This is a genomic window from Mycobacterium sp. UM_Kg1, from assembly GCF_000972925.1.
In the GTDB taxonomy this organism is placed as follows: Bacteria; Actinomycetota; Actinomycetes; order Mycobacteriales; family Mycobacteriaceae; genus Mycobacterium; species Mycobacterium hiberniae.
The window spans coordinates 1-24416 of record NZ_JRMK01000060.1 but is presented as its reverse complement, the minus strand read 5'-3'; the positions used below and the strand labels follow the sequence as shown (position 1 = coordinate 24416).

Here is a 24416-nt window from a genome sequence, read left to right as displayed (position 1 = left end):
GGGGGTAGGGCCTTGCCATGGGGACATCCTTCCAGCCTGCCCACGCTGGGCAAGCCAACTCAGATGTCACCTACGCGTGCAGCAGACCCGTTCGAGGGCAACGCTGGATGGCTTCATCCTGGAGTCGGCAGAGAAGCTGCGGTGGTGTGGCGATCTGTTTGCTGAGCCGCCGGGTGATCAGAAGTCGTATGCGGGCTCAGTGTCGATGATCTTGGCGAACATCGCGATTAGGCCCGAGAGATCGGATTCGGCTCGGGCTGCATGACATGCGCCGTACAACTCGTTCTGATCGGTCTTGTCCCAGTCGAGTCCGATGCCGCGTTCGGAGAGAAGTAGGTCGAAGAACTCGCGGGTGGTGCGGCCGTTGCCTTCGCGGAAAGGATGCGCGAAGTTCGTGTAGTCGTACAGATATGCGATGGTGCGGGGGAGGTCTACCTCGGAAACGGCTTTGAGCTGCTTTAGGCGTTCAATCTCGGCAGCAACATGGCCCATCGGTTGACTGATGCTTGCCGGTGGGCAGAAGGACTCGTTGCCCTTTTCGATCCCAACCGTCCGAAGATCGCCGGCCCAGTCATACACGTCCTGGAAGAGTTGTCGGTGGATCGCTTTGAGATATGCGAGATCGTACGTGCGTCGTCCGACCAGCTCAGGATGTTCTCGCAGTTCGATGACGCGTGCTTCGACGAAGTCGTTCTCGGCATCTCGCAGCGCGTCACGAGTCCGGGCGCCGACCCTGTTCCTCAGGATCGGCGTTCCGGGGATGAAGTAACCTTGCCAGTTCCGTTCGATGTTGCCGGTGTCCCAGGGGTATGGCACTCGGTGGTCCGGTTACTGGACGTTGTAGCGGCGGCGGACGCGGTCTACCAGCTCAGCGGCGGTGATGGCTCCGCGGGCGTAGTCGTCCTGATCGGCTCGGGTCTCATCGGTGCTGCGTGAACCTTCGAGTTCAGTGCTGCGACGGATTGCCCTAATGGCCTTCACCCTGCGCTCGGATCTCTGCACCTCGGTCATTGGTCACCGCCCTTCCACCGTGTTTTCCCAGGATAGTCGATACGTAGGACCGGGCGGGGAGGCGCAATCACTGTGCCAGGTAGCTGTTGCGAGTGACGCCGGACAACGCACAGACCCTGTCGTTGTGAGCACATGGTTCGAGATGCATGACGTCCAGTTGATATTTGCTGGCGTGCACGAATCCGCTTTCGGACGTGGGTGGCGGCGTCCAGGTCGGAACGGCGCAAACCCAGGGGTGGCCTCAGTCTGATCCCATCGAGTCGCAAGGCGCTAGTGGAAGTCTCAATTTGTCGGGTTCGTGTTCGTGTGCCAAGGACAGCCGTTGGCCTGCAGTGCAATACGGAGACTTTTAGTGGTAACTCGCCATATTCGATCCCGCCGTATTCCACACGATGCGCAGCAGCGGATGGGGTGGAATTTGACAGGGGAGAGGCAATGATTGCCGACCAGATCCCGCAGGCGGCCCTGACCGATACGCTACATCGGCCTGCGGGAGGACTGTTTGCTGGTAGCCATTGCGCATCGAGGGCCGACGAGCCGTGGGCCAGTGAGGATTCGGCAACATCGCTGAAGCCCGGCCCCTTCAAGAATCGCCCTCAGCCTCATGATCCGATACGGTGCCGATCCTTGGGCGCTCAGCGTTCGCTGACCCACAACGGAGTCGACGCTTCGAATGGCGATGAAGTGCGTAAACTCTTCCCGTGGCTGAGCCCCGCGACGACACCGACGAGCCTTATCTACGGCGGACACTGGGTGACCTCCCGCTTCCGACGCAATTCGCAACCACACTTCCCACCGCCAACCCCCGGCAGCTTCCGCTGGCGGAGCTTGAGCCCGAGGTCCTCGAACGGCTGGCCGCCGAGTTTGTCGCGTGGCGCAGTAATAACACGAAGGTCCACTTCTACGGTCGGCGCGGACAGACGCAATACGGGCTCGACATCGTGGAACACCTGGGTGAAGCCAGACCGACGCTGTATCAGGTTCGTCGGCTGCAGTCGCTGCAGGCCAACGACATCACGGGCGCCGTCCGCGACTACGCGGGCGATCCTCACCCGCATCAACCTCGGCGGTTCGATCCAGACAAGTTCGTCCTCATCACCTCTGGGGAATTCGATTCCGACACCGCCAACGTCGATGCTCTCGATGCGCTGAACGTCGAGTACGGGGGCGATCTCGAGGTGGAGGTGTGGGGAGCGGAGACGCTTTCGCGTGAACTGCGTAACTACCCGCGGCTCGTCCATGCGATGTTCGGTCCGCACTGGGCCGACGCGTGGTGCGGATGGCGTCCCACCGATCGCGAACTGGCAGTCCCGAATGCGTTGGCGTTCACAAACGATCCGGCGAGCGTGCTCGGCGTCAGCGCCACGTTGTTAGCGGCGTCGACTGACGAACCGACCCGGCCGCGTGAAGCCGCCAATGCCTACCATCAGGTCGCCGAAACGTTCGAAGCCAAGCGCTTTCCGGCACACGCCACGACCATTCGGCTCAGCGAGGCACGGGCGCTACGCGCGGCGGGAGACTCCGACGACGCATTCGATCTGGAGTTCGCCGTTGCGCTGCAGCACGTTCGGAGTGGGACGCCCTACTTCGAACCCTCGTCCGAGACGCTCCTTCAGAGGGCCGTCACTGAACCGCAGCAGGCCAAGGCGCAGTTGATCGGGACGCTCACCGAGTGGGCTGAGCATGGCGTGAACCTCGAACATGCGATCCCGGCGCTGTCGACCTTGCACTCGGAGGCCGACGACGCGTTCACCGAACTGTGTCTGATGACCGTGGAACACGCCCTCGTCGACGGTCTGTTCGACTTCGATCCACCTCGTTCATTATCGGCCGGCGTCCGGTCCGAGGACTTGTCGGGCGATCTCGACACCTTGCGCCACCTGCTCGGCGCAACAACGTCTCCAAGCGATGCCGTCCTGCGCGCTAGGTTGGACTGCGCCGTCGCCGATGCGTCATTACGGCTGTCATCCGGTCCGGCCGCGGTGGACGCCGCATATTCCGCGGTCGCGGCCGTGGCGATGCAGTCCGGTTACCTGCACGCCACGGGCTTGGCGAAGTCACGACTGGCTTACGCGCACGCGCAACGAGGTGGCTATGAAGCAGCACTCACCTGGTGGAGGAGTTCCATCAAGGACGCGTGCGAAGCCGCCTTCAACGGTGACGCTCGGCAAGCCCTGCTGTCGGTGAGAGACCTCGAGAGCGCTCGTGGGGAATTCCCCACCCCCGTATTCGATTTGATGGCCGCGCTCGTCGGCGACGCGCGAGTCCTGGCGCAGCGATTCGATCCTCAACTCGCCGCGCTGGACGCGGCGCACCGGCACCGGCTACCCGATGCCTTCGGTGACGCCCGACGATTTCTTTGGGAGGCGCGGCTCGCGGGCCACCACGACCGGGTGCGAGTTGCGACCACGCTCTTGGCCGACGTGCTCGAGGCAGGCGGAAGGCCGTCGGCGGCAGTCATCGCACACGTCGCTGCGGGCGAGGCCGACGAGGCAGAGCGGATAGCTCGGTCACAGGACCCGATCGACCTCAGTGCGTGGCTAGGCACCGGCGACGACCGGCGCCGGTCAGCCGTCGTACGAGTGATTGGAGCGCAGGCTGATCGCTACCCAGACGGCCTGGTTCCGTTCGTCGCGGCGTTGCTGCTCGAACACGCAAAGGACCTATGGTCGGAGATTTCGCTCATGGCGCCCTGCCCGACGTGGGACGCCATCAAGGCGTTGCGTGATTTCGGTTTGCGTATCCCAGCGCTGGCGATCGACGGCATCATCGAACTTGCCCGTCCCACGATCGAAAACCCCAACCTAGTAGGAGCCGAGACGATCGCCGAGCTGCTGGTCAACGCCTACTGTGCCGTACCGAGCCGGCGGGCACACCTGGCGGAAGTACTCGGTGCGCGCATGGCACGTCAGGAAGCGACGCCCGAGCTATGGGACGTTGTCCAGCAGATCCCCGAAGACGCCCGCAGCGAGATCGAAGCGCACGTCGTGTCGGCTGCGACGGCAGGACTGCGCGATGCCATCGCTTGTGCGGCGGCCTGGGGCCTCGACACGTTGCCCAACCAGATCGGCGCTCGCCGAGTGGCCGCGCACCTGTTGCGGCGCCCGCTCAACACCAACGTTGGACGTCAGGTCTTGAGTCACAACGAGGCAGCCACCGTGAACCTGCTGCTGGGGTTGCTGTCGATCGATGGAGCGGACGTCATCGAATTCGACCCGCGCGAGTTCACCCCGGAGCGGTGCGGGCCTGCAGCTGGCGTGATCGCCGCGATGGGCGCTGCCGAAGACAGGGAAGGTGCCGAGCCTAATCCTCCTGCCTCCGGGTCGGCATCCGAGACAGCGGTCGATGAAGCGGCGCAACTCGCCGCCGGGCCACCTGCGGAACTCGCGGCCGCGGTCACGCACAAGTTGTTGGCGATCAGCGAAAACAACCTCGAGGGTGCCGGCACGCGCGCTCACGCTATCGACGCCGTAAGTCGATTGGCCGATCACCTCGACCCGACAACGGTTTCGGCTGCGGTCCGCGCCGCGAAGGGGGTCTTCGACGATCCGCTTTATTCACCGATCGACCAGCAAAATCGATCATGGGACCACGATCTGAGCCGCATACGCATCGACACCGGCCAACGGCACCTGCGCGCGAGGGCATTGAGGGCCGCCGCGCACATGTACCGCGTCGCCCGTGCGTCGGCTACGAATTCGCTGCCGACGGATACCGACCTAGTCGTCCATCTCACTGCCGGCGCTTGCGAGATGCTGGCGACCGACGATCAGGCGAACCGTCGTGCCGGCGCCGAGGCCCTCTTCGATCTGGTCGAGTCGGGCGACGTCGCGTCCGACGTCCTGACGGTCCTGCTTGGCGATCGCGATGGAGTCATTCGTGCGGCTACAGTGCGCGTGCTCCAGCCAGCCGCTGGCTGGCTCGAGACCCTAGCCGGCGACCAGGATGCACGAGTGCGGCGAGCAGTTGCTGGTCTACCAAATCTGACGGACGCCGTTCGTAAGGCCTTGATGGCCGACCCCGACCCGTCGGTCAGCCGACGTGCGCGGGGCGAGGACACCGATGTAGCGCCGGGGTCCTCATCGGGCGACTAGCCGCATTGCCGATCCACGGATCAAACGCGCATCGAATTCGTGGTTCGCGGCTTCCTAACGGGAAACAAGGGCATCATTGAAACGGATGGGACGCATTGGCCATGGGACTTTCCGTCATTCATGGCGGTTATGCCTTATCTGGGGTCCGTACTGGCCCGGTAACCGACTTCTGTTCGTCGCCGACGCACCGTGAGCATCGTCGCTACGTTGCGAGTCGAATGGTGCGAATCGGGGCATGGGCAAACTGGGCGAGCACCTCGTGAGGGTGGGCCAGGAGCGAGGCCATGAGCCGAAAACCCTGGTGGTATTCGGCAGGGTCCTCGGTGTGGGCAAGTGCGTCGCAAAATCGTTCATGGACTTGCACGTTGACCGTGGGTAGGTACTCCGACTCAAGAGTCATTTTCAGCTCATCCCAGATCCGCTTGCGTTGCTTGCTGTAGGTACCGAGCTGATCTGCTACTGCTTCGATCTCCAAGCGACTTGGGTCAGCAGGATCCGGAAACGTTCGTTTCAGAGCGGAGGGGAAGCGCAGAAGCATGTCGTCGATTCCGGTCGTGTCGGGGCGAAGCGGCGCAATCTCAGAGAGAGCATCGACCGCCTGGCATGTTGCTGCGGCGGCTGCGGCTGTTTCGTCGGCGACTGCCTCGACGGGGATTTCGATTGTGGACACGGTGGCGATCACGGCGGGGTGAATCGCCATGGAGATCGAGCCGTGAGCTTCGTTTACGTTGACGTAGCGGACAGCGCGTGCGCCACCGTATTCGTCATCAAGCTTCGACAAGGGGACATTACCTAACCAGTCGGTAGGTTCTTCGCCGACGCCGGGCGCGAGGTCGCCTGGCTCCAGGTCGATCTGAACACGGTGTAACCAATACGAGGGTGGCGAACCATCCCGGTCGTCCTGGTCGTGGAGTCTGCGCAACATATTTTCGATTGCGGCTTCATAAGTGCCGACATGCAAGGCCATAGAAGTGTGCCGCTCGAGTAGCTCTTCTGGAGTGGACCACCCCCGCGAAAAAGCCCGCGCATTGGCGGTCCGCTTTTTGTAGGCATCAGCGTAAGCCGCGTCGTCGGGCCAGTTTTCGTACGTGCTGCTGTGATACCAGAACAGCTTGTCGACCCAATCGTCCTGCAGAGCGGCGTCGTCGAGATTGCGCAGCACCGGGCGCAGCTCGGTCACGTCAACTTCGGTGTCGCACTCGCCGCAACGCGAAAAGTCGGCCCGCGGTCTTGTTGCGGTAGAGGTCGTTTGGAGTTCGTATAGGTCCGCGGCAATGTTGACCCGCGTGCCGCAAGCAGCGCAATCGAACCAGTAGCCATAGTCGAACCCTGTCAGCGGCTGCTCGGCGAACTCCAGCTCGTCCACGGCTTCATCATGCCAGCAGCAAGCGACACGGCGCGTTGGCTCCAAGGGTGACAAGGCGCATGCCGGCCAGCGTCAACTCGACTGAGACGCCGATGGCATTTCGAAGACCAGCCCGCTCCACTGCGAAAGCCCTCAGATGCAACGGAACCCACCTAGTCGTGGTCGGTTCCTCGGGAAGAAGCTGTTTGGGTAATGATGTGCATCGGTGCGGCACTGAACCCGCTGGGCCTGCCGGCCTCGCTGAAGCGGAGACCCAGGCGCTCACTGGGCATCGGCCGGAGTGCTCACTTTGTGCCGTCGCTTGATATCCCTCAGCATGTCGTGGCAGATCTTCAGATCGGCAGGCTGAGGTGGACTTGTGTCGTGGTCGGAATCGTTGAGAATACGAGCAAGAGTCGTCCACTGTCCCGGCTCGTTGGGGGCCTTGGCGTGGCCGGTGACCAACGGGCGAAGCTCTCTTAAGTTCTTATTGTCGTAGTCGGAGAGCGAGGCATCCACATCGCCTGCGGCAGCCCGCGCCGCTACCAGAATGTGTTTCGCAAGCCTCTCCGTTGCAATCCGGAGACTGTTTCCCGCAGCCCTTCGATTCTCTATCAGCGGTGAACTCATTTGACTGGAGGCGTCGAGCATGAGGCGCTCAAAGTCATCGCCTGTGCGGACGATGCGCGTGCCAACTCGTGGATCAAGGAGATTGGCGGAAAATTCGTTGATGCCTAGATGCTGATGGAGAGTTTGAAGCGTTCGGGCAAGCTCCGCGTCATGTGTTGCCACGATCACCTGGCGACCATTCTCGAGCAATTTTGCGACGACAGAGCCTGCGAAGGTATAGCGATGCTCCCGGTCGGAGCCTGGTACTGGGTCATCAAGGAAAATGGCAGGGCAGTCCAGCAACTGGCATCGAGCCAAGAAGGCTGCCAAGCCTAAGGCGTTGACCTGGCTATTACTGAGTACGGCGAGCGCGTTGCGGATCACTCCATTGCCAGCTGGCTCGGGCACTAGCGACGCCGTCAAGTCGAGGTAGCGGTTTCCCGAGCCGCGCCGGGAAATGCGATCGAACACGGTTAGTTCGTTGGGACGCATCAGTGACCACCAAGTCCGAATCTCGTCGGCCATCAGCTCGAGCTTTCGGTCGAGGACCTTCTTGATGGCGCTGACAATGACGCGTTGCGCCGCCTTCAAACGAGTGGTGCAGCCATCCGCGTTCCTTTGTCGAACGATGGCCTGCCACACTAATTCGGTATTGCTTGCAAGCTCAGTGAGCACCATCCAGCCGTCGGTGGCACTCAGCGCCGAGAGTTTAGGCTCCACGTCCTCAATGCAGATATCTGATGCCGCAAGCGATCTTTCGACTGCCGATACGTGCTTGTTCAGGGATTGTCGAATGACGTCGTCGCGTTGCATCAGCTCGGTAATGTCTGGCGCCGGGACGTCAAGTAGGTGTTCAAGTCGATCGACGATTCGCCCGAGGACGGGCTGCACTGCCTCTATTGCATCGTTGAGGTCGTTGGCCGCGGTCTTGAGTGAAATCGCTTCCGCCACAGCAATATCGAAGGCCTCGGTGCTACCGCCCACTTGGAGGATCGTTCCGCTGTATGCACTGCGCTGCTCGTCGGTCCACGATGCAGCGGTCGGTGTTGTTTGTGCTGACCAGTCTCTGATCGCTTTCAGATCAGCGCCAAGACTGAGGACTGCGGCGCGAAGCGCGGATCCAGACTGCGTAAGGCCTTGTTGGTCGGCTACCTGCCGCCGAATGGCGGAAAGTCGCTCGGCCGTCAAGGCATTGGATGTCTGACACAGCGGGCAATCAATGGGGTCGTCACCGTCATGTTGCACGACCACATTGACACTGAGCGCGGCCGTGAGAAGCGGCAACACGTCGGCGAGGGATCGCTCTAGGCTGCCTGCAAGCGTGCTGTAGTCGGACAATCGCGCTGTTAGCGCTGCTTCGTCGGGCCGCGCTTGCTCGTGCTTTCCAGATCTCGTGACCTCGATGTGTATACCTGGCTGAGGATTTCGACTTGGCCGTAGTTGGCGAACGGGCACAACGCTGTTCTGCCGCGAAGCAAGCTCGCGCTGGACTCGCTCAATCGCCGTGACGAGCGGTTGCTCATCTGGTACGTCTTCCGATGGGGGCGGCACGACCGTGTTCAGCATTGTCAGCATGAGAGTCGCGAGTTGCTGTTCACTCGTCACCTGCGACGTCGTCAGTATTGGCGACAACGCTGGGACTGAGGCAAGCGAGTCAAACTTCTGGACCAACGACTCTCGCGGTCGTGCTTCTCTTTCGGTGACGAGGGAGGCGATTTCTGTGCGTACTAAGTCCAGATCCGCGACTTCGAGCATTGCTTTGAAGTAGTCGCTTCGATCACCCGGCTTGGCAGAAACCGCGTAGCGCAGTGCATGTTCAAGAAGTACGGGGGCAGCCAGAGGAGGATCTGATAGGTGAAGACCGACGTCGGTCACAGACTCGGTCGTTATCCCGTTCACTGTCAACGTGCTCTCGCAGTCGGTAGCTCCGCGATAATCGACGTTGAGTTCTCGGCGGATAATTGCCTCAGTCCCGTTTGCGTCGAGCAATCCCGCTTCTACGTAGACCTTAGCCGCCGGACCGATATGTGCGTTGCGCAATGCCCCTTCGAACTCACCCGGGCTACCGCCGGCGAGTTGACGCCGCGAAATTGTGCCGGTGTGAAGAAATTCAAACGCCTCGGCCAGGCTAGTTTTTCCTTGGCTGTTGTCTGCATGGATGACCGTCAACCCAGCGCTTAGCTCAACCCGCTGTGGCTCGACACCGTATGACCGAAACCCACAGACTTCGATGTACGAGATCGTCAAGAGCGTGCCTCACCCGTAGAATTTTCCCGCTCATCAGGCCCGTCCCAACCGCTAGCAATTCTCCGAAGGTTCGCTTGAGCTTCCGGCAAAGAAGAGGCTGAAAAAGCCGCCACCAATTGGGCTGCGTCCGAGTCCTTTTCGAGCAACTGAGCGAGCTTGTCCAGGTTAGGTATGAGGTCATTCATCGAATTCTCCATCTTGATTCGGTGCCGTCTGCAAGCGCTTCGTTAGCCAACCGGCCCAACGCCACTCTGCCCCAGGGACACGCAGTGGTAGCCATGCAGCGATCCTCACCTTTGCGCGCCCAGGGACTTCTGCGGTGTTGAGTCAGCCGGGTTTTCGCTGTCGTCGTGGTCATGGTGCAGGCGGTCGCATAGCCCGAGACCGGGGCCCGTCAAGTACCCCTCAAGATCAGCGTCTTTAAAGTGTTCTGCCCACGACGTGTACGTTGGCTCCGACCGCCAGTTACAGGCACCGCAGACCGTGGACTCGTAAAAACCTTCGCGAGAGTCATCCTCTTCGATGTCCTCCTCCAGTTTGTAAGATTCGCACCTCGGGCACCGCTCAGGTTCTCCCTCTTCGTGTCGGCGGATCAGTTTGCCGAGACTCGAAAGAACATGCGCTGTAGCTTCGAGCACGAGATCTGCGTCGTATTCGTTTGCGTTACTGTTGTGTTGGAGCCACACGGCTAGGTCCCAAGTCTTCTCGGCGAGCGCCTTCATGTAAGACCGCATGCGCCCTTCGGTGAGCCTGTCGGCGAAGATATTGGCCCAGCCTTTGAAGTCCGCGGCCTTCGGCCGTTCGGCGATTTCACCAACCCATTCTGAGTCAGCGTGTTCTTTGGCCACTGCGATAAGTGCGTCTCGGCATTTGATGCCGACTGCCTGGTAGTCCTCGGCTTCCGTCGCCTCGTTCATAGCCTGAAGTGCCTGACGATAACGACGCCAGGACGTCGGAACGTGTACTTCGTCCTCGTCCGCAAGTTCCGATCGGCTTCGTTCAGCCATCATTACGCCAAGTCCGATATGAAATGTCAATGCGTGTTCGGCCTTTGGGAAATCCGTCTGTAGGTAGAGGTTGGTCGGGTCGGTGACCACCCACCATCGCGTCGATGCGCCATGGACGTCGTAGATTTCGTGGGTACGACCAAGGACACGTTGCGACCCAATCTTCTGGACCAACCCAGCTTGGTCGTCATCGGGTGACTGGGTATTGACGTAGTCCCGGATGTAACGCTCTTCACTCTCAGTTAGATCCATCAGTCCGTTCACTCCTTGACGGTGCCGCGTTTCGCGAACCTGCGTAGTTTGCCCAGGTCGTCCCGGCCAGATCCGCGTGTTTCTGGGTGACTTGATCGCTGTAGCCGAGCATTTCGGCGACTACGGGAGCGGGGACCTCGGAGACTAGCGCTTGTAGGGCAGTGTTGCGCGCGCCTTGCAGGTTGATGCCAAGTGCTCGTAGCCGCTGCATAATGGCCTGCGGGTCAATGTGTCGGCCGGGTCGGCTGCTGGTGAAAAGCCAGGGTGTGCCTTCAGCTCCGCCGGCGGTGCGCAGGTTAGGGCGATGGCGAAGGTGGTAGTTGAGCTGGGAGGCGAATGGCTCCGGAACGGGGACGGGGTTTTTTCCCAACGCGATGCGGGTCTCGCCATCAGATCGGGTGATCGCGGTCGTTTGCAGGGCGGCGATCTTGGTGAGCGGTTGGGCGTAGAGAAGCAGCAGGACGCCGGCAACCCGGTAAGGAAGGCTATCGGAGTCGCCGGTGAGCAGTTCTTTGAGCCAGGCCAGTCGTTGGTCCTGCGTGATTGTGGGGGTCGTTCTCGCTTGTCGGAATCCGATCTGCACCGCGACGTTGAGCTTGCTTCTCCTGGCCCAGATGAAGAATGTTCGGATTAGGTGACGGGTGGTCGGGCCTGATGCAAGGTACTCGTCGACGTCTAATTGTGTGCAGTTGGCGATGGTGCGCCGATGAGTCTGTTCGAGCCAGGTGAGGAACTTGATGGTCTCGGTGACTTCTTGTTTCGCGGAACGCTTTGGGCCATCTGAAGATTGGCCGGGTCTAGATTCACTGCGTAGACGTCGGAGATGGTGCCAGGTTGCGAACTGTTCGACCGGGGCGCGAACTGCGGGGGAGTCGATCGCGTCGAATTTGTCAGCCAGCCAGACTTCGAAGCGTGCGAGGTGTTCATCGCGTTGTGGGAGCAATCCGTGGTGTTGCAGGAGGCTGCGCAGGTGATCGATGTGGCGGCCGGATCCTGCCGCGGTGAGGCCGTCGTGGGTCAGTGGTATCGCGCCGGAGGTGATTCCGCCGAGCAGTTCCAGCACTTGTTGGTTGCGTTTCCAGGTCAGGATGCTCTCGGGCCGATCCACGGCGCAGAGTACTTCGATGAGTGCTTGCATGGCAGCCATGTCGGCGGGGTGGTGCAGCAGAATTCGGCAGAGGTCATCGCGCAAGGCGCAGCGAGCGCATTCGCCCCGGCGGTGAAGTTCGCCTTCTTGACCGCAGGTCTTGCAGGTGAAGTCGCCCGGAATGCCGGCGCACGTCAGGCAGACCGGCCGTGCGTCGTTGTCGTCAACTCGCCCGGGGAGGACACCCTCATGTCCGCAGGCTGGGCAGATGCCGCGGGTGCGCATGGCGGTGTAGAAGCAGCTGTGGCAGAGCTGGTCCTGCGGCCAGTTGACCCGCAGTGTGTTGGCTAGGCGGTGGCATCTGCTGCATTCGAGGGCGCCGGTAGTGACGCGTGGTCGACCGCGGGTTGTGGATCGCGGTGTGGGGTTAATCGTTGCCATCGGTGATGACCCGTGCTCGTCGAGGTCGGATGGACTTGTTGAGTTCGACGACATTGGGTGGTGCAGTGGTGCCCGAGGCGGTTTTCTTCTTGCGAGCATCGGTGGCCGTGACGGTGACGAGGGCGTCGACGCCGCAGCCGAGGATGTCGCACAAGGCGGCTAGCAGCTGTAGGGCAACGCGTTCGGGACGCTGGTGCACGATGCGGTAGACCTGGGGCCGGGACAGCTGTATGCCGCGTTCAGCTAGGCGGGGGATGAGGTCGGTGCTGTTGTGCATGCCGTGCGCGGCCATCAGCTCGGCGAGGCGCCAGGTGTAGTCGACATCGCGTTTCACGATGTCTCCCCTCCAATTGAGAGAGCGTCTTTGATGGTCTGGTCCAGGACGCGGCGCAGAGTGCGGGTGCGGAAGTCGCTTGAGACGCCCGTGTAGAGCGACGTGGTACTGGCGTATTCGTGGCCGGCCTGGTCCTGGACGAATTTGGCGTCCCAGCCGTCTTCGATGAGGTGGGTGATGTAGGAGCGGCGAAACGAATGCAGGTCCAGGCCCGCTGAGAGTTCTAGGTCGTTGCAGTACCGCCGGAACCGGCGTAGCAGGGTTCGTTCGGCGACCAGGGCGCCGCGCTCGCTGGGGAAGAGGTCGATGCCGTCGTCGAGGTAGGGCTGACCGTGGGTGAGCCAGTCGCTGATGATGTCCGGTGTCCAGTCGAAGACCGTGAGCACGGTGCGGCGTTTGGGTGGGGAGCCTTTCTTGGCCTTGCCGTAGCGGACATTCACGACGCCGTAGCGGCCGAACTCGGGGGCGTGCGGGTTGCGGGAGAAGTCGACGGTCTGCAGGTGCCGCAGTTCGTTGAATCGCACTCCGTAGGAGTAGGCAACCTTGAACATTACGGCGTCTCGGTAGGCCGGCAGCCAGCCCTTCTTCCTGGTATTCGCGATCACGGTGACCTGGTCGTCGGCGTGGTCGAAGAAGTCCTGCAGCTCCTGTTTGGTGAACGGGCGCTTCTCAGGACTCTGTTCGTTGTCCTGAACGTGGGTGGCGGTGTTCCAGGCGAAGAACACCTGTGCCGGGTGGGTGCCGAATCGCTGCTCGCACACTCGGTCCCACCCGTAATCCGGATCGGCGATGTAGGAGCAGAACAACCGTAGGCCGTTCTGATACCCGCGGATCGTCGACTGCGCGCGCCCTTTGATGCCGCGGAGGTCGGCGAAGAATTCCTCGACGATGGCCGGTGTCCACGACCAGGGGTACTCGTTGGTGTGGGCGATGAACCGGCGAACCAGGCCGATGCGTGCGTCGATGGTGTCGTGGTCGAGGTTGCGGCACAGTTGCTGGTTGCGCCAGCCGTCCAGCATTTCCTCGACTGTTTGGACCTCGGGATGCAGCAGCGGGACCGAGCCAACCAGGAACACGCGACCGCTCTTGTCGACGGGCAATTCGGCCTCCCAAGTCGTCTCATCTGATGCATCATTGAATCATGTACTGAATCATTACCACATCGGTGCTGGTAGGTCCATCGTGAAACGAACGTTGACAGGCGCGTGTCGCCGGCAACCGCACCGGAAGGGGGTGGTGCAACATGCAGGCAATCCGCCAAACCTGTTGGCGTCGAGGTACTTTAGAAAACTCGACCTCGCGCGGTAGGTGAGGGCCGCTCGGAACATCCGTGATTCATCGGATGAACACGGCGTAGTTGACCTGACATAATGTACGTTATCGGCGTTACGGGATACCTGCAGGAAGGGGTCGGGCTGGAAGTCTTATGTCGCGACCTGTCCGGTCAGCGACTTGTTTGACAGTGCTCCGCGACTTACGCGGAGTCGCTTTCATCAGTGCCATACCCTGAGCGGCGACGTGCACGCCCATGTGTCAAGTGCGAGACGCAAGCCGCGTGATCGCCGTGCCTCCAGGTTGAAACCTGCGGGCCGTGTAATCGGCTTCTTGCGCTGATCCTCGCGACGGTCGACTTGTCACGACCGACCCACTGTCGGCCTGTCCACTAACCCCCTGGGTGCATTAATACGTCACAGTGACGAAATATCGGTTGGGTAGCCCCGCTCTCCAGTCAAGTGCCCCAATGACTCTCGCCGCGGGCTGTCTGGGCGTCGTGGGGTCTCCGCCGCTTGGGTTCAAGGCTGGCCTGTGACGGCGTCGATCGGGCTACGGCGGCCTTTGCGCCGGCGGATGCCGAATGCGTGACCGAGGTGCTCGAGCCCGTCTTAGACCTATTCGCCGCTGCGGTCGTAGACTGCGAGATCGAGGGAAACCCGCAATTCCTGATGAACGCCTTTCTGCACCTTGCCCGAGCTAGCGACCTCGCATCCGGGCCAGACAATGCCAACCGAATCGTCTCACTCTTCCTCGACGGCGCCCGACCGCGGTAAAGCCTTTCCAGCGCTATACCTTCCGACGTCATGAGTTCACCGGCTGGTGATCGCACCGCAGCCGACTCCTCGATCCACGCCACAATCAACGCGGTCGATGAGCCCCCAGGTCAAGCCCTCACCGATTGGGGGCGGGCCCGACATCAATACGTCACTGTGACGGAAGCGTTGGCTAGGGTTGCCGACGAGTTAACCGGTGGATCAAGTGTGCAGTATTGAGAACACGGGCGCTGGCGCCAACTGGTGTGGCTGGAAAATCACTGCTCCCCCACCGCCGATGCCGAAGGGGCAAGTAAGTCCGTCGCCCAAAACGATGCCGGCGCAGAAGGCGCATAACTTCCAGTACGTTACTCCAGGAACATTGGGAAGCAGATCCAGGTCCACGACAGCGCCGCTTCAGCACACGTCGGGTACAGGCACCAGCGGCGAACTGCGCAGCAGCCGTGCGTGTCCCAGTTCGGCTCCCAGAGGATCGGCAAAGTCGGGGTGACGGTGTACCTCGACGGCGAGCGCTGTCAGCGGCGCATCGGCTGGGAGGCCCGCAAGCTCGAGACTTTGGGCTACCTCGTCGTTGGTGAACCCGCCCTCACCGTAGAGCACTGGCGGCTCCGGCAACTCCAGCATGGCCGGCCCGTCCACATGCCCCCGGCCTCGACGCAGCCTTGTTCGTCGCAGTGCCAGATTGCGCCACGTCCTCCCATCGGCCTGGTGGACGCGGGCATACAGCAGCGCCCACAGGTGCGTCGCCGGCTCATGCGGGCGCACATGTCTACCATCGACCATTGGAGTGGCGAAAGGGGCGCGAACGATCAGCCCGTGCGGCGACCGGAAAACCTGACATGTCAACTGTGGCGGGGGATGTTGGACACCTGTCACGCGGAGCGGTGGGCCCCACCGGCCCTGGGCGGTGCACCAGCGTTGGTCGGTGTGGCCGGCCCGAATCTCGTAGGTGAACAGGCCGAGCAGTTCAGGTGAGGAGTCCTGCACTCCTTCGGGCAGCGGGACCAGGTAGTGCTGGCCGTCGGTGCGGACGTTGAGTGGCTGCATCGCCCGAATGCCATTGTCGTCCTGGGGCTGGTCGACGTCGATCAGCCTCATCCACTCCGGGTCGATCGGCAGCGCTGGCTCGGGGACGGTTTCCTCCGGCAGCTCCAACGTGCCTGCGACGGCATCGGGCTGTTCGGTAAGCAGCGGGTCGGGGGTGAGCGCGAGCACGCGAACGAAGTACGCATCCTCGGGATCGGCTGGCGGCTCGGCGAACTCGAACCACAGGCGTCCGTGCTGCGGCGCCGTGGACGAGTAGTCGTCGGCCGGCTCGAACGGGCTCAAGGCGATGCCCGCGGAGAGCAGGCGCGGAACCTGGTCGGGAGGTGTCGTGACCGGCACTTCGATGATGTCGGAGTTGGCAACGATCGGATCCTGGGGCGTCAGGACCGTCAGCTCCAGTTCGTAGCGCACGAAATGTTCGGAAGGAAACTCGCGCGGTTCAGCGGATCTGCGCGGTTTCGGGTCGTGTGCATCGAAGAATACGTAGTCGACGAACTGGCGCTGCGGCGCATCAACGGGGTCGCCGACACCGGTGGTCGCCGTCGATGCCAGTGCCGACGGCAACGGGATCGTGCCGACGAGTTCGCGTGGGCCCTCGGGTTGGTTGCCGCGGGTCAGTATTCGGTACACCGAGATGCCATCCTCAGCAAGGCCGCGCCAAGTCCAGTCCCGCGCCAACGTGAAGCGCAGCACGTGAATCCATTGCTGCACCAATTCGGACTCGGACGAGAACGTGACCGCCGACCGTTCGGGAGGCACGGTATGGCGCAAATTGGCCGAGCACGCGACCACGGTGCGACGGCCCGCAGGACTGACCAATGTCACTCCACGGTGCCCCATGCCCAGCTCAGTTGCCAGCCGTTCGGCGGGCCGCGGCACGACCCCGGAGCGTTGTGGGGCCCGGAAGTAGAAGCTACGCAGCTCCATGTCGCCCGCTATCAGCATGTCTTCGTCGCTTGCCGCGACGCGCAGCTCCAAGCTGATCGATTCCCCAACTCGTCGCGGCTCCTCGCCGGCGGTGGTGGTCGCCGCCCAGTACTCCTCGGCATCTCGGCCCACTGCGGTGATCACGAGCCGCAGATCGCGTGCTGTGGGTAGCGGCAGGGTGTCGGCTCCGGCGGGGGGCAGCGGGATCGCGGTGACGCCGGCGACATCGTGTGGTTCGATGTTGTAACTCATTGTCGATGCGTCGGCCGGCCTGTTCCGCTCGGTTTGGTAGAGGCGGACCCATTCGAAGCGATCGCCGACGAGATTGCGGACTTCGACCGCAATGCGGATCGTGGTGACGTCAGGATCCGGCAGCGCCAGCCCGTCGTCGCCGAGCGCGTCGATAAGGTCGGCGAATGTCGGTGCCGCCGCGGTGAACATGATCTCCGGGTGGGCCAGCATCGGCACTCGGACGATCAGCGGATCGACGCGGGACGGAAGGTGTTCGACCACAACGCCTCCCGGACGCTTGCGGCGGCGAAAGCTCACCGACGCGACGTGGTGTGCACCGGGGTCGGCTGGCGGTGGCGCCGTGTCCGGGTAGCTGCCGGCGCTGAGGTCGGCCAAACGCACCCGAAAGGCATACTCGCGGCCGTAGCGCAGTGGGACCGCTTTGTCGTCAACGGATTCGAACATGTCGTCCTTGCCTAGGCGGAGGCGCTGGTTTCCCACCTCCATTCCCAGGTCGGCGCGTCGATGAAGTGCGGTCAGGTCGGCATCGGTGAGTACCAGCGAGGACCCACGCCAGGTCGTGAAGTATGGCGGCATCCAATACTCGCCGGGCTGCCCCGGAGCGATCTGGGACGGCAGTACTTCGACGGCACCCTCCCCCTCGTACGGGCCGACGACGACGTCGCCGAGTTGCAGATCGTGAGTGCTGCGGATGCGCTGCAACGAGTGCCACTCGGGAGAGCCAACCTCGCGCACATCGACCCGGTAGCCGGCGGTGCCCATCGGTGCGGCATTGCCGGGATCGGTTTGCCGGTTGAGCCATTCGGCGATTTGTTCGTCGTCCCAGGCGAGGTGGATGGCATCACCCTCTAGCGCCGGATCGGTGGTCTGGGCAGCGTGAACTAGCCTGGCGTGGCCGGTGTCGTAGCGCTCGGCATCGCGGTAGATGTGGTCCAGCGTCAGGCTCGGTTGATCGATCGGGAACAGAACTGCGGTATAGAGGTTGCGGCTGTCCCTCAGAGGCGGGATGCGGGCGGCATACGACTCGACCAGGCCGGCGACTCCTGCGCCGTCACTTGAAAAGTCCAACCAGAAGTAGAGCCAGCCACCGCGTTCATACAGCGCGAGGTCGGGCAGTTCGACCTCGGTCTGCCCCATCAGGCCCAGTGCGGTCGCGAGCTTAGGTTGCCGCAGCGCCAACGCAATTAGCTGACCCCAGCGCAGCCGGGGTGTAATTGTGACCGGTGTTGTCGGTTGACTGTCGTGTGCACCGTGGAGGGCGCACTCGAATTCGCCGGGTTCAGTGAGATAGCGGCTCAGTTGCCGGCTGCCGATCAGGTTGCGGTAACTGGCCGTGACCGACTTGCGGAAGCGGGGCCGGGCGCCCGGTGCCACCGGCGGCACGGGATCGATAGAAATGTGTTCTGCGAGTTCGCTGAACAGGGCGGCTTTGTCGGTGGGTGCTTCGAGGAGTGTCAGCGGTCCCACGCCGATGCTGGCAGCAGACTCCGGGGCGTGGTCGAGGCTGCCGATCATCCGGGCCTGCAACTGTAGATTCGCGTCGGCGAAGGCCGGCACGCCGGCGGCCAACGGTTCCACGGGTGACCCTGCGGGCAGGCAAACGAACCGTACCGTCATGGTGGAGCTGTCCTGCGCCCATAACTGGGGGAAGGCAAGCAGTTTCAGGGGTGCGGTAGCTGCCATGATTTGTCTCCTCTCACAACGCCGCGGCCGCGAGCGCCAGGGGTAGTGGCCCTCCGCCGAAAGCGACAGCGAACGGCAAGAGTGGCAATTCCTGCTCGAACTGCGTATGAATGTCCCAGGTCTCCTCGACCGCCCACGCAACCTGGACGGTGGCGGCAACTCGGAGCTCGGCCCAAATCGTCACGCTGTCATCGATGGCCCCCGGGAGCCGTGCGATCTGAGCCATCGTGTGCACGCCGAACGACAGCCCCAACAAACCTGATAGCAAGGTGGCCTGCACGTCCAGACCGAGCATGACGCCAGGCCGCAAGGTTTCAGGGACCAGCGTGTAGCCGTAGCTCACCGTGCCTTCGAGTTCGATGAGCCCTTTGATCAGCTCGCCACCGAGCGAGGCGACGACGCCGGCGCCCAGCTTGATCGTCGACCTGTCATCTTCGATCGCGACCTCGAACAGGAACTGACCGCCAACGTAGATAGCCGGAAAGATCATCTGCTGCAGGTCGCCGCGTAGCGCTACCGCCAGTTGGGTCCGGCTCACCCCACTGGGTGCGGCCGCCAGCGTTCCATCCACGGTGAACTCGCCCCGGAACTTGCCAACCCCGATGTCAACACGGTCATTGGTATTAGCGGGTAGCCGCAGTGCCAGGTGCATCCGCACCACGAAGGACGGGGACGGGCCATGGCCCGCAGTGACATTGACGTCGATGGCGAAGTCGATTCCGACGAATGCCTTGAGTGCGTCGATGATTTGCTGTATATCGCGCAGCGCAGGGCCCAGTTCGACGGTGGGTGTGTTGTAGCCCGCCGCAGTGGTCGCGGCGGCTTCGAACGTCGAAATGATTGCGACCATTCGGCCCGGGAACCCTGCGACATTGAGTCCCAACGTGTCGGGGTTGGTGATCGCCAATGCCCACGGGGCGAGCTCGTTAGCGGAATCTACGGCAATCCTGATCTGCTGGCCCGCCTCGAACTGGCGCTCGATAGACCAGTCGGAACCCTGCGCGATACCGCCGGTTGGTGCATTAAAAGTGAACTGTGTTAAAGGCAGGTTCCAATGGTCTTGGGGTGACAGGGTGAACTGCGCTTCTGTGGTGCACTGCAGCGCAAACGGTGGTCGGGGAAACACACCGCTGGCCTGGGCAAGCGCGGACGGATCGGCCACCAACGGCGGCTGGGTATTCAGCGTGCCTTGGGCTGAGGGATCGATCCGAGGGCTCGGAAACAGCACCCGCGCGGTGTCGGTGACCATCAGGAAGCCATGCTCGGTGGCCTTGGTGTCGTAGGCGTCGGCCGCGTGCCGGAAAACGAAGTTGGCCTCCGAGTGGCGGCGAACGACTGGAACCCCGCGACGGGGGTCCACTGCCGATACATCCTTGGTGGTCCCGTCGATGGCGACCGCGGTCCAGCGCCCTGCGGCAGGCAGTGTCGGCGTTCCGCTTACGGCCAGCACGAAGGTGGTATCGGGTGGCGTGGTGCGAGCCAGGGCGACCTCGAGGTGCGAGAGCTGCATCGCGAGAGTGCCGCCCAGTCTGATCGCGGCATCGATGGCGCCCCCGATGGGGTGGCCGACCCTACGCATCAGCGCGGCGAACTGTTTGGGTCCTGGAATGTGGTTGGGGTTCGGGTGTGGCAGGGCTGGGTTGTCGACCGGGGTGATCTGCACGTAGCCCTGGTGGTCGCGGACGGTGACGACCTGCCCTTCGATGCCGGCGCCGCGGCTGTTGAGCACCAGGTCGGCGTCGTAGCGCACCTCCTGCCAGGACCAAGTGCCGTCGACGTCGATCAGCGGCTTGTCCAGGATGCGGATGTTGCGGATGTTGCGGTACTTCTGCACTACTCCGGTGTCGATCGGGGCGTAGCGGGTGCAGTCCCCGTCTTCGACGGCAACCCAACCGCTGTCTGCGCGATGCACGATGCCGGAATTGCCGCGTTCGAGGATGACCGTCCGAACGACCCGAGCCTGCGGCGCCCAGAGTCGCGACTGCAGTTGAATTACCTCATAGGCGGTGCGGCCGACCATGACATCGAACCGGGCCGTCGTGACACCCGTATTGTCGGCAATGACATCCTTTGTGTCGATGACCCCGGTGCGCCAGTCGCTGAACGCACTGAGCCCGTACCCCGACAGGTCGATCTGATGCAGCGGCACCGAGGTTGTGAACGACTGGTTTACGACGCTCATGACTTCGTCACTCAGTACACTGCGCAGGGAGTTGCGGTTCGGCTGGCGCAGGTGTTCGGTCTGGGTCATGGCCCCGGGCATCAGGCGGTGACTGTCCTGCGGGCCGGTCGACACGCCATCGCCGAGGGCGATCAGTCTCAGGTACGCTGCCGCCAGGAAAACGTCGGCGCGGTCATCGACGAACGCGTGCTCGTGCAGAGCGGCGGACACCAGGAATCGGCCCTCGACCGGTTGGCCCTCTCCCAGCGACATGTCGACGTAGGCCTGCAGACCGAACGGGAGCGCGAACAGCGCGGCGGCGCGGTGGTCTCCGAGAAAGACGTCGACAATCTCGGAGGCGACCCGGCCGGGTAGGGCGGGCACCCGCTTCATCCTGCGGTCGCGATAGGCGGTGATCAGGGTCGGCCCACCGTGCGTCGTCGAGGCAACCCAGTCGGTCTTTGTGTTTGACTGTAGATTTCGGACGAAATGTACTGGTTCCCAAAGTATTTGGGGCTGCATGAAAAGCTGCACCTGCTGCAGGGGCAGGGTCATCCTATTGTGCTGGTCGATCTGTGCGGCGAACGCTGTCGGCTCCCGATGCGGGCGCACCGCGATGCCGAACAGATGATCGCGACACGACAGGTCCAGGAGGGCCAGATAATCGTCGCCGGTGCCGGTGACGAGCTGAAACGTCCCGCGCGCGCTGTTTCGGTCGGGCGCTGCGCCACCAGCATCCGGTGGCGCCGGAAGACTGACGGGACGAGTAAATTCGGCCTGCATCGAGGGTCGGTGGTAGTCGACCCAGATAAGGGTGACCCCGAACCCCGACCTCTGCTCGTTGACATCGAGGTGCTCGACCTGCCAGTTGGCGGCATACGGGTCCGGCAGCATCGGCTGCGCCACCCGCACGTCGAACAACTGCCGGGCGTGACCATCTGCCAGCTTCCAGGGCGTGGTGCCGCTGCCCGCGAACGCTATCGACCGCGGTGGCCGTACATGCAGGTACAGATTCTCCAACGCATACCCGCAGGTCTGATCAGGGACCTCGGGGACCTCGGCGCCGCAGTGCGCTCGCAACATGCCGTCGGGTTCGGAGTACAGCTGCAGTGAACCGACCTTTCCCTCGAATGGGAACGGCGTTCCTGTCGCTGCGGCAGGTAAATCCCACCGATTCACCAACCACCCGTGCCGGAAGCCGACGGTGTCAGCGCCCCCGCGGCGGCTGGCGTGGCGTAGCCACGCGACGTCCGGGCCGCCAAGGGTGACGGTGCTTCGCACCTGGTTCCACAACCCGAAATCGACTGACATGCTTCTGGTGTCGGACTGCCCGGCCAATTCGATACCGTCGGCATTGACGACCAGGCCGGTGCGCTGCCACACCGATGCGCTGGCGACGCCGAGGATTCGGCTGGACGGTCCGCCGTTGAGCAGCACGCTCACCGAGCCGCCGTGGCGGGCCTCCTCCGGCTTCTCGACCGGTGTGCTGACTAGCGGGATCGACCACGCGGCGGCCGATACCGGGGCGGGTTCATCGAGGTGCACAGCGAACAGTGCCGAGCGGTTCGCTGCGATGGTCCACGCCTGTCCGCCGGGTTCGTATGGAAACGCCACGGCATCGCCACCGGCCACCGCGGCGCCGGTCGGGGTGTCAAACCCCAGCGTCGCCCCGAACCCCGTGACCTCGAGTGCCCCGGCGACGACCGGTGAATTGGTGCTGTGCACGCGCAGCTGTGACGGCAGTCGGACCGTAACAGCGTTCCCGTCGGATCCACCCGCCGTTGACGGTGGTGGCTGCTCGGGCTCCACGACCAGCGTCCAGGCGGCGCGATTCGGGAGGACTAGCGCATCGGGGCCGTCGGTTCTGGTGCCCGCGCGGTCGACGACCAACTCGCCGCCCGCGGTCCGCAGTGCCACGAAGCCCGCGGCGCCGGGCACCAGGAAGCGGGCGCGAATCCACACCGTGCCCCCGGGAACGGTGAAGGTGTCGGCGGCGTCCCCAGCGGTGGTGCCCCGCGGCAAAAGCAGAACTGTTTCGCGCAGGGGGAAGAGGGCTCCTCCTAACCTGGTGGTGGCCACGACTTTGACGAGTTGCACACTTTCAAAAATCGAGAACTGCACCAGCCCGCTGTCAGCGTCGATGAACGGCCCAAACACCTGGGTACTGCGCTCGGCTGCTGAATGAACCGCCAGAAAGTCTTCACGGACGAACCGCAGCCGCGAGCCAGCCGCCATGACCCGGTCGGCAATGCGACCGCCCGCCTCGGCTGCCTCCCAGATCTCAGGTTCCACGCCGGGCTCGTTTGCCAGCGGGCGCCCGGCCGGGTCGTCGGTGATCAAACTCGCGGCCACCATTGCCCGCATCTCGGGGAGGGAATTGGGATCCACCCCCGCAGCCCACATCAATTTCCCGGTAAGTCCAATGAGCCGCTCCAACACGACGTTCATGGCAACTCGACCCCCAACTTTTGCGACGAGTAGGCAGCTACGTCGAGCCTATGGCTGAAAATTGAGTGCGGCTTAGGTAGTTGACTACTTCATTTCGCGCTGACATACGGCCCTGGCTCGGGTCGGACGACGGTGAAAGTCGGGCCAGTCGATGAAGGCCGTTGTGCACTGCGCCCAAGCGTTCGAGGCCCCGCGTATCCGCGAGTCGGCCGCCCGACTGTCCGACCAAGCCGTGACGCTTGGCGGTGGTGCGCTCGCGGGAGGGTCGCCCCCGCGCCCATCTCGGCACCAGCGCATTCCTGGCCAAATAGCGCAACGGTGCGCAAGCAGTATTCGATTCCAGTAGGCGACCTAAACCAGTAATCGGTTACTGAACCCCCCTCGCCCCGACGCTCGTACGGTGTAAGCGTGATAGTGATCCAGGATCACCGTTCCAGCCACTTCGAGGACCGGGCCCCAGGTGGCCTCCGGATCAACAGGGGTACCGATCAGGCGGACTCGGAAGCGGGCGCCCGCCATCGGACTTGCCAACTGGCGAGTCCATTCGCCGCTCGTCATACCGTGCCGGGCTTAACATCAGTAAGCGTCAGAGGGGGACGAATTATGGGCCTCAAGAGCATGCTGCTCACCTCACCATCCGCCAATCAGCAGCTAGAGGATTGCCTGATATCGGATCCCGCGCATATAGGAGAAGGTCTCCATGACACCGGCGAGCACGTGCGACGAATCCAGATTGCGCTCATTGAGGTCAACGGCGCCAGCCTCGTAGTTGATGGCGTCTACGGAAGTGACACCGGCGACGCGGTCGAAGATTATAAGAACAGCCGCGGCATCTTGGCCCCTGGGCACAACACAGCCGACCGCATTGTGGGCAAGAAAACGATAAAAAGTCTAGACGACGAAGTGCTCGACTTCGAGAATTCGACGCCACCCGCTGCCGGCCTCGTCTCCCCGAGCGAGGCAGGAGCCCCGCACAATCATCTGCTCTGCCCCACACCACCTCGGGTTTCTGCGCCCGGAAATGACAATCGTGCTCAGCATCGAGGTACGCCGATCAATCCCATCGGCAACGCCGTGATGATCAATATCTACGGGGAGGGTGAGACCGATTATCTGGGTTTCACCGACTTCGCCACCGAGGCCCAGCACGCTCACGGGCGTCCGCAGACTTCAACCCTGGTGAGCGGGTGCGCCAGCGATATCTGCCTCCGCAGCGCACCTCTGAACGCGGTGACCATCAACGAGATCCGACGGCTTGCCCAAACTGCGTTGGCAGGTGGGTGCCGTTTGACTTACGCGTCAACCCAATTCCCGTTCACAACACCACGTGCCGATGGCATGTTCCCCATGGATGAGACCGGCTGGTTTTAGAGTCCTGTAGCCCGAGGTTGGGCTGGAAGGGACGATGGAGAACATGGCTGGT

General features: G+C 62.8%; 12 protein-coding genes. 2 read left to right on the top strand and 10 right to left on the bottom strand.

The features are described 5' to 3' along the window. Positions 1–177 precede the first annotated feature (177 nt). Positions 178–816: a Fic/DOC family protein gene (locus LI92_RS11180; RefSeq protein ID WP_046318861.1), complete on the bottom strand. Its 639-nt coding sequence runs from the start codon at positions 814–816 to the stop codon at positions 178–180. 12 nt (positions 817–828) lie between these two features. Continuing rightward, positions 829–1011, bottom strand: coding sequence for an antitoxin VbhA family protein (locus LI92_RS22330; protein WP_082109671.1), 183 nt, complete (start codon positions 1009–1011; stop codon positions 829–831). A gap of 701 nt (positions 1012–1712) precedes the next feature. On the opposite strand from LI92_RS22330, the gene LI92_RS11175 reads away from it, so the two are divergent. Continuing rightward, entirely contained in the window at positions 1713–5105 is a 3393-nt protein-coding gene (locus LI92_RS11175) for a hypothetical protein (protein WP_046318858.1), read from the top strand. 202 nt (positions 5106–5307) lie between these two features. On the opposite strand, the gene LI92_RS11170 is transcribed toward LI92_RS11175, so the two are convergent. The 8 genes from LI92_RS11170 to LI92_RS11130 all read right to left on the bottom strand — a co-directional run bounded on the left by LI92_RS11170 (position 5308) and on the right by LI92_RS11130 (position 22993). Then, positions 5308–6471, bottom strand: coding sequence for a hypothetical protein (locus LI92_RS11170; protein ID WP_046318857.1), 1164 nt, complete (start codon positions 6469–6471; stop codon positions 5308–5310). 261 nt (positions 6472–6732) lie between these two features. Continuing rightward, positions 6733–9306, bottom strand: coding sequence for an ATP-binding protein (locus LI92_RS11165; RefSeq protein ID WP_046318855.1), 2574 nt, complete (start codon positions 9304–9306; stop codon positions 6733–6735). A 290-nt stretch (positions 9307–9596) separates the two neighbouring features. Further along, entirely contained in the window at positions 9597–10565 is a 969-nt protein-coding gene (locus LI92_RS23080) for a hypothetical protein (RefSeq protein ID WP_286135032.1), read from the bottom strand. After that, on the bottom strand, positions 10552–11937 hold the full coding sequence (locus LI92_RS22325) for a site-specific integrase (protein ID WP_286135031.1): 1386 nt from the start codon (positions 11935–11937) through the stop codon (positions 10552–10554). The genes LI92_RS23080 and LI92_RS22325 overlap by 14 nt, the downstream gene beginning before the upstream one ends. A 142-nt stretch (positions 11938–12079) precedes the next feature. Further along, on the bottom strand, positions 12080–12427 hold the full coding sequence (locus LI92_RS11150; RefSeq protein WP_046318848.1) for a helix-turn-helix domain-containing protein: 348 nt from the start codon (positions 12425–12427) through the stop codon (positions 12080–12082). Then, the gene (locus LI92_RS11145; RefSeq protein ID WP_286135030.1) at positions 12424–13527 is read right to left on the bottom strand and encodes a tyrosine-type recombinase/integrase; all 1104 of its coding nucleotides are present in this window, start codon (positions 13525–13527) and stop codon (positions 12424–12426) included. Before LI92_RS11145 ends, LI92_RS11150 begins: the two co-directional genes overlap by 4 nt. Before the next feature lie 1344 nt (positions 13528–14871). After that, positions 14872–18270 carry a hypothetical protein gene (locus tag LI92_RS11135; protein ID WP_152665430.1) on the bottom strand — a complete coding sequence of 1133 codons (3399 nt, stop codon included), beginning with the start codon at positions 18268–18270 and terminating at the stop codon, positions 14872–14874. Between the two features lie 127 nt (positions 18271–18397). After that, positions 18398–22993, bottom strand: a complete 4596-nt coding sequence (locus tag LI92_RS11130; RefSeq protein WP_204368892.1) for a hypothetical protein — start codon at positions 22991–22993, stop codon at positions 18398–18400. A gap of 603 nt (positions 22994–23596) precedes the next feature. Here LI92_RS11130 and LI92_RS11125 point away from each other — a divergent pair. Beyond that, a complete protein-coding gene (locus LI92_RS11125) occupies positions 23597–24364 on the top strand; it encodes a peptidoglycan-binding domain-containing protein (RefSeq protein WP_286135029.1) in 768 nt (255 codons plus the stop codon). Positions 24365–24416 lie beyond the last annotated feature (52 nt).

Coding starts and splice junctions, on each gene's coding strand:
- LI92_RS22325 (WP_286135031.1), bottom strand. CDS start 11,937: ATGCGCACCCGCGGCATCTGCCCAGCCTGCGGACATGAGGGTGTCCTC.
- LI92_RS11125 (WP_286135029.1), top strand. CDS start 23,597: ATGGGCCTCAAGAGCATGCTGCTCACCTCACCATCCGCCAATCAGCAG.
- LI92_RS11130 (WP_204368892.1), bottom strand. CDS start 22,993: ATGAACGTCGTGTTGGAGCGGCTCATTGGACTTACCGGGAAATTGATG.
- LI92_RS22330 (WP_082109671.1), bottom strand. CDS start 1,011: ATGACCGAGGTGCAGAGATCCGAGCGCAGGGTGAAGGCCATTAGGGCA.
- LI92_RS23080 (WP_286135032.1), bottom strand. CDS start 10,565: ATGGATCTAACTGAGAGTGAAGAGCGTTACATCCGGGACTACGTCAAT.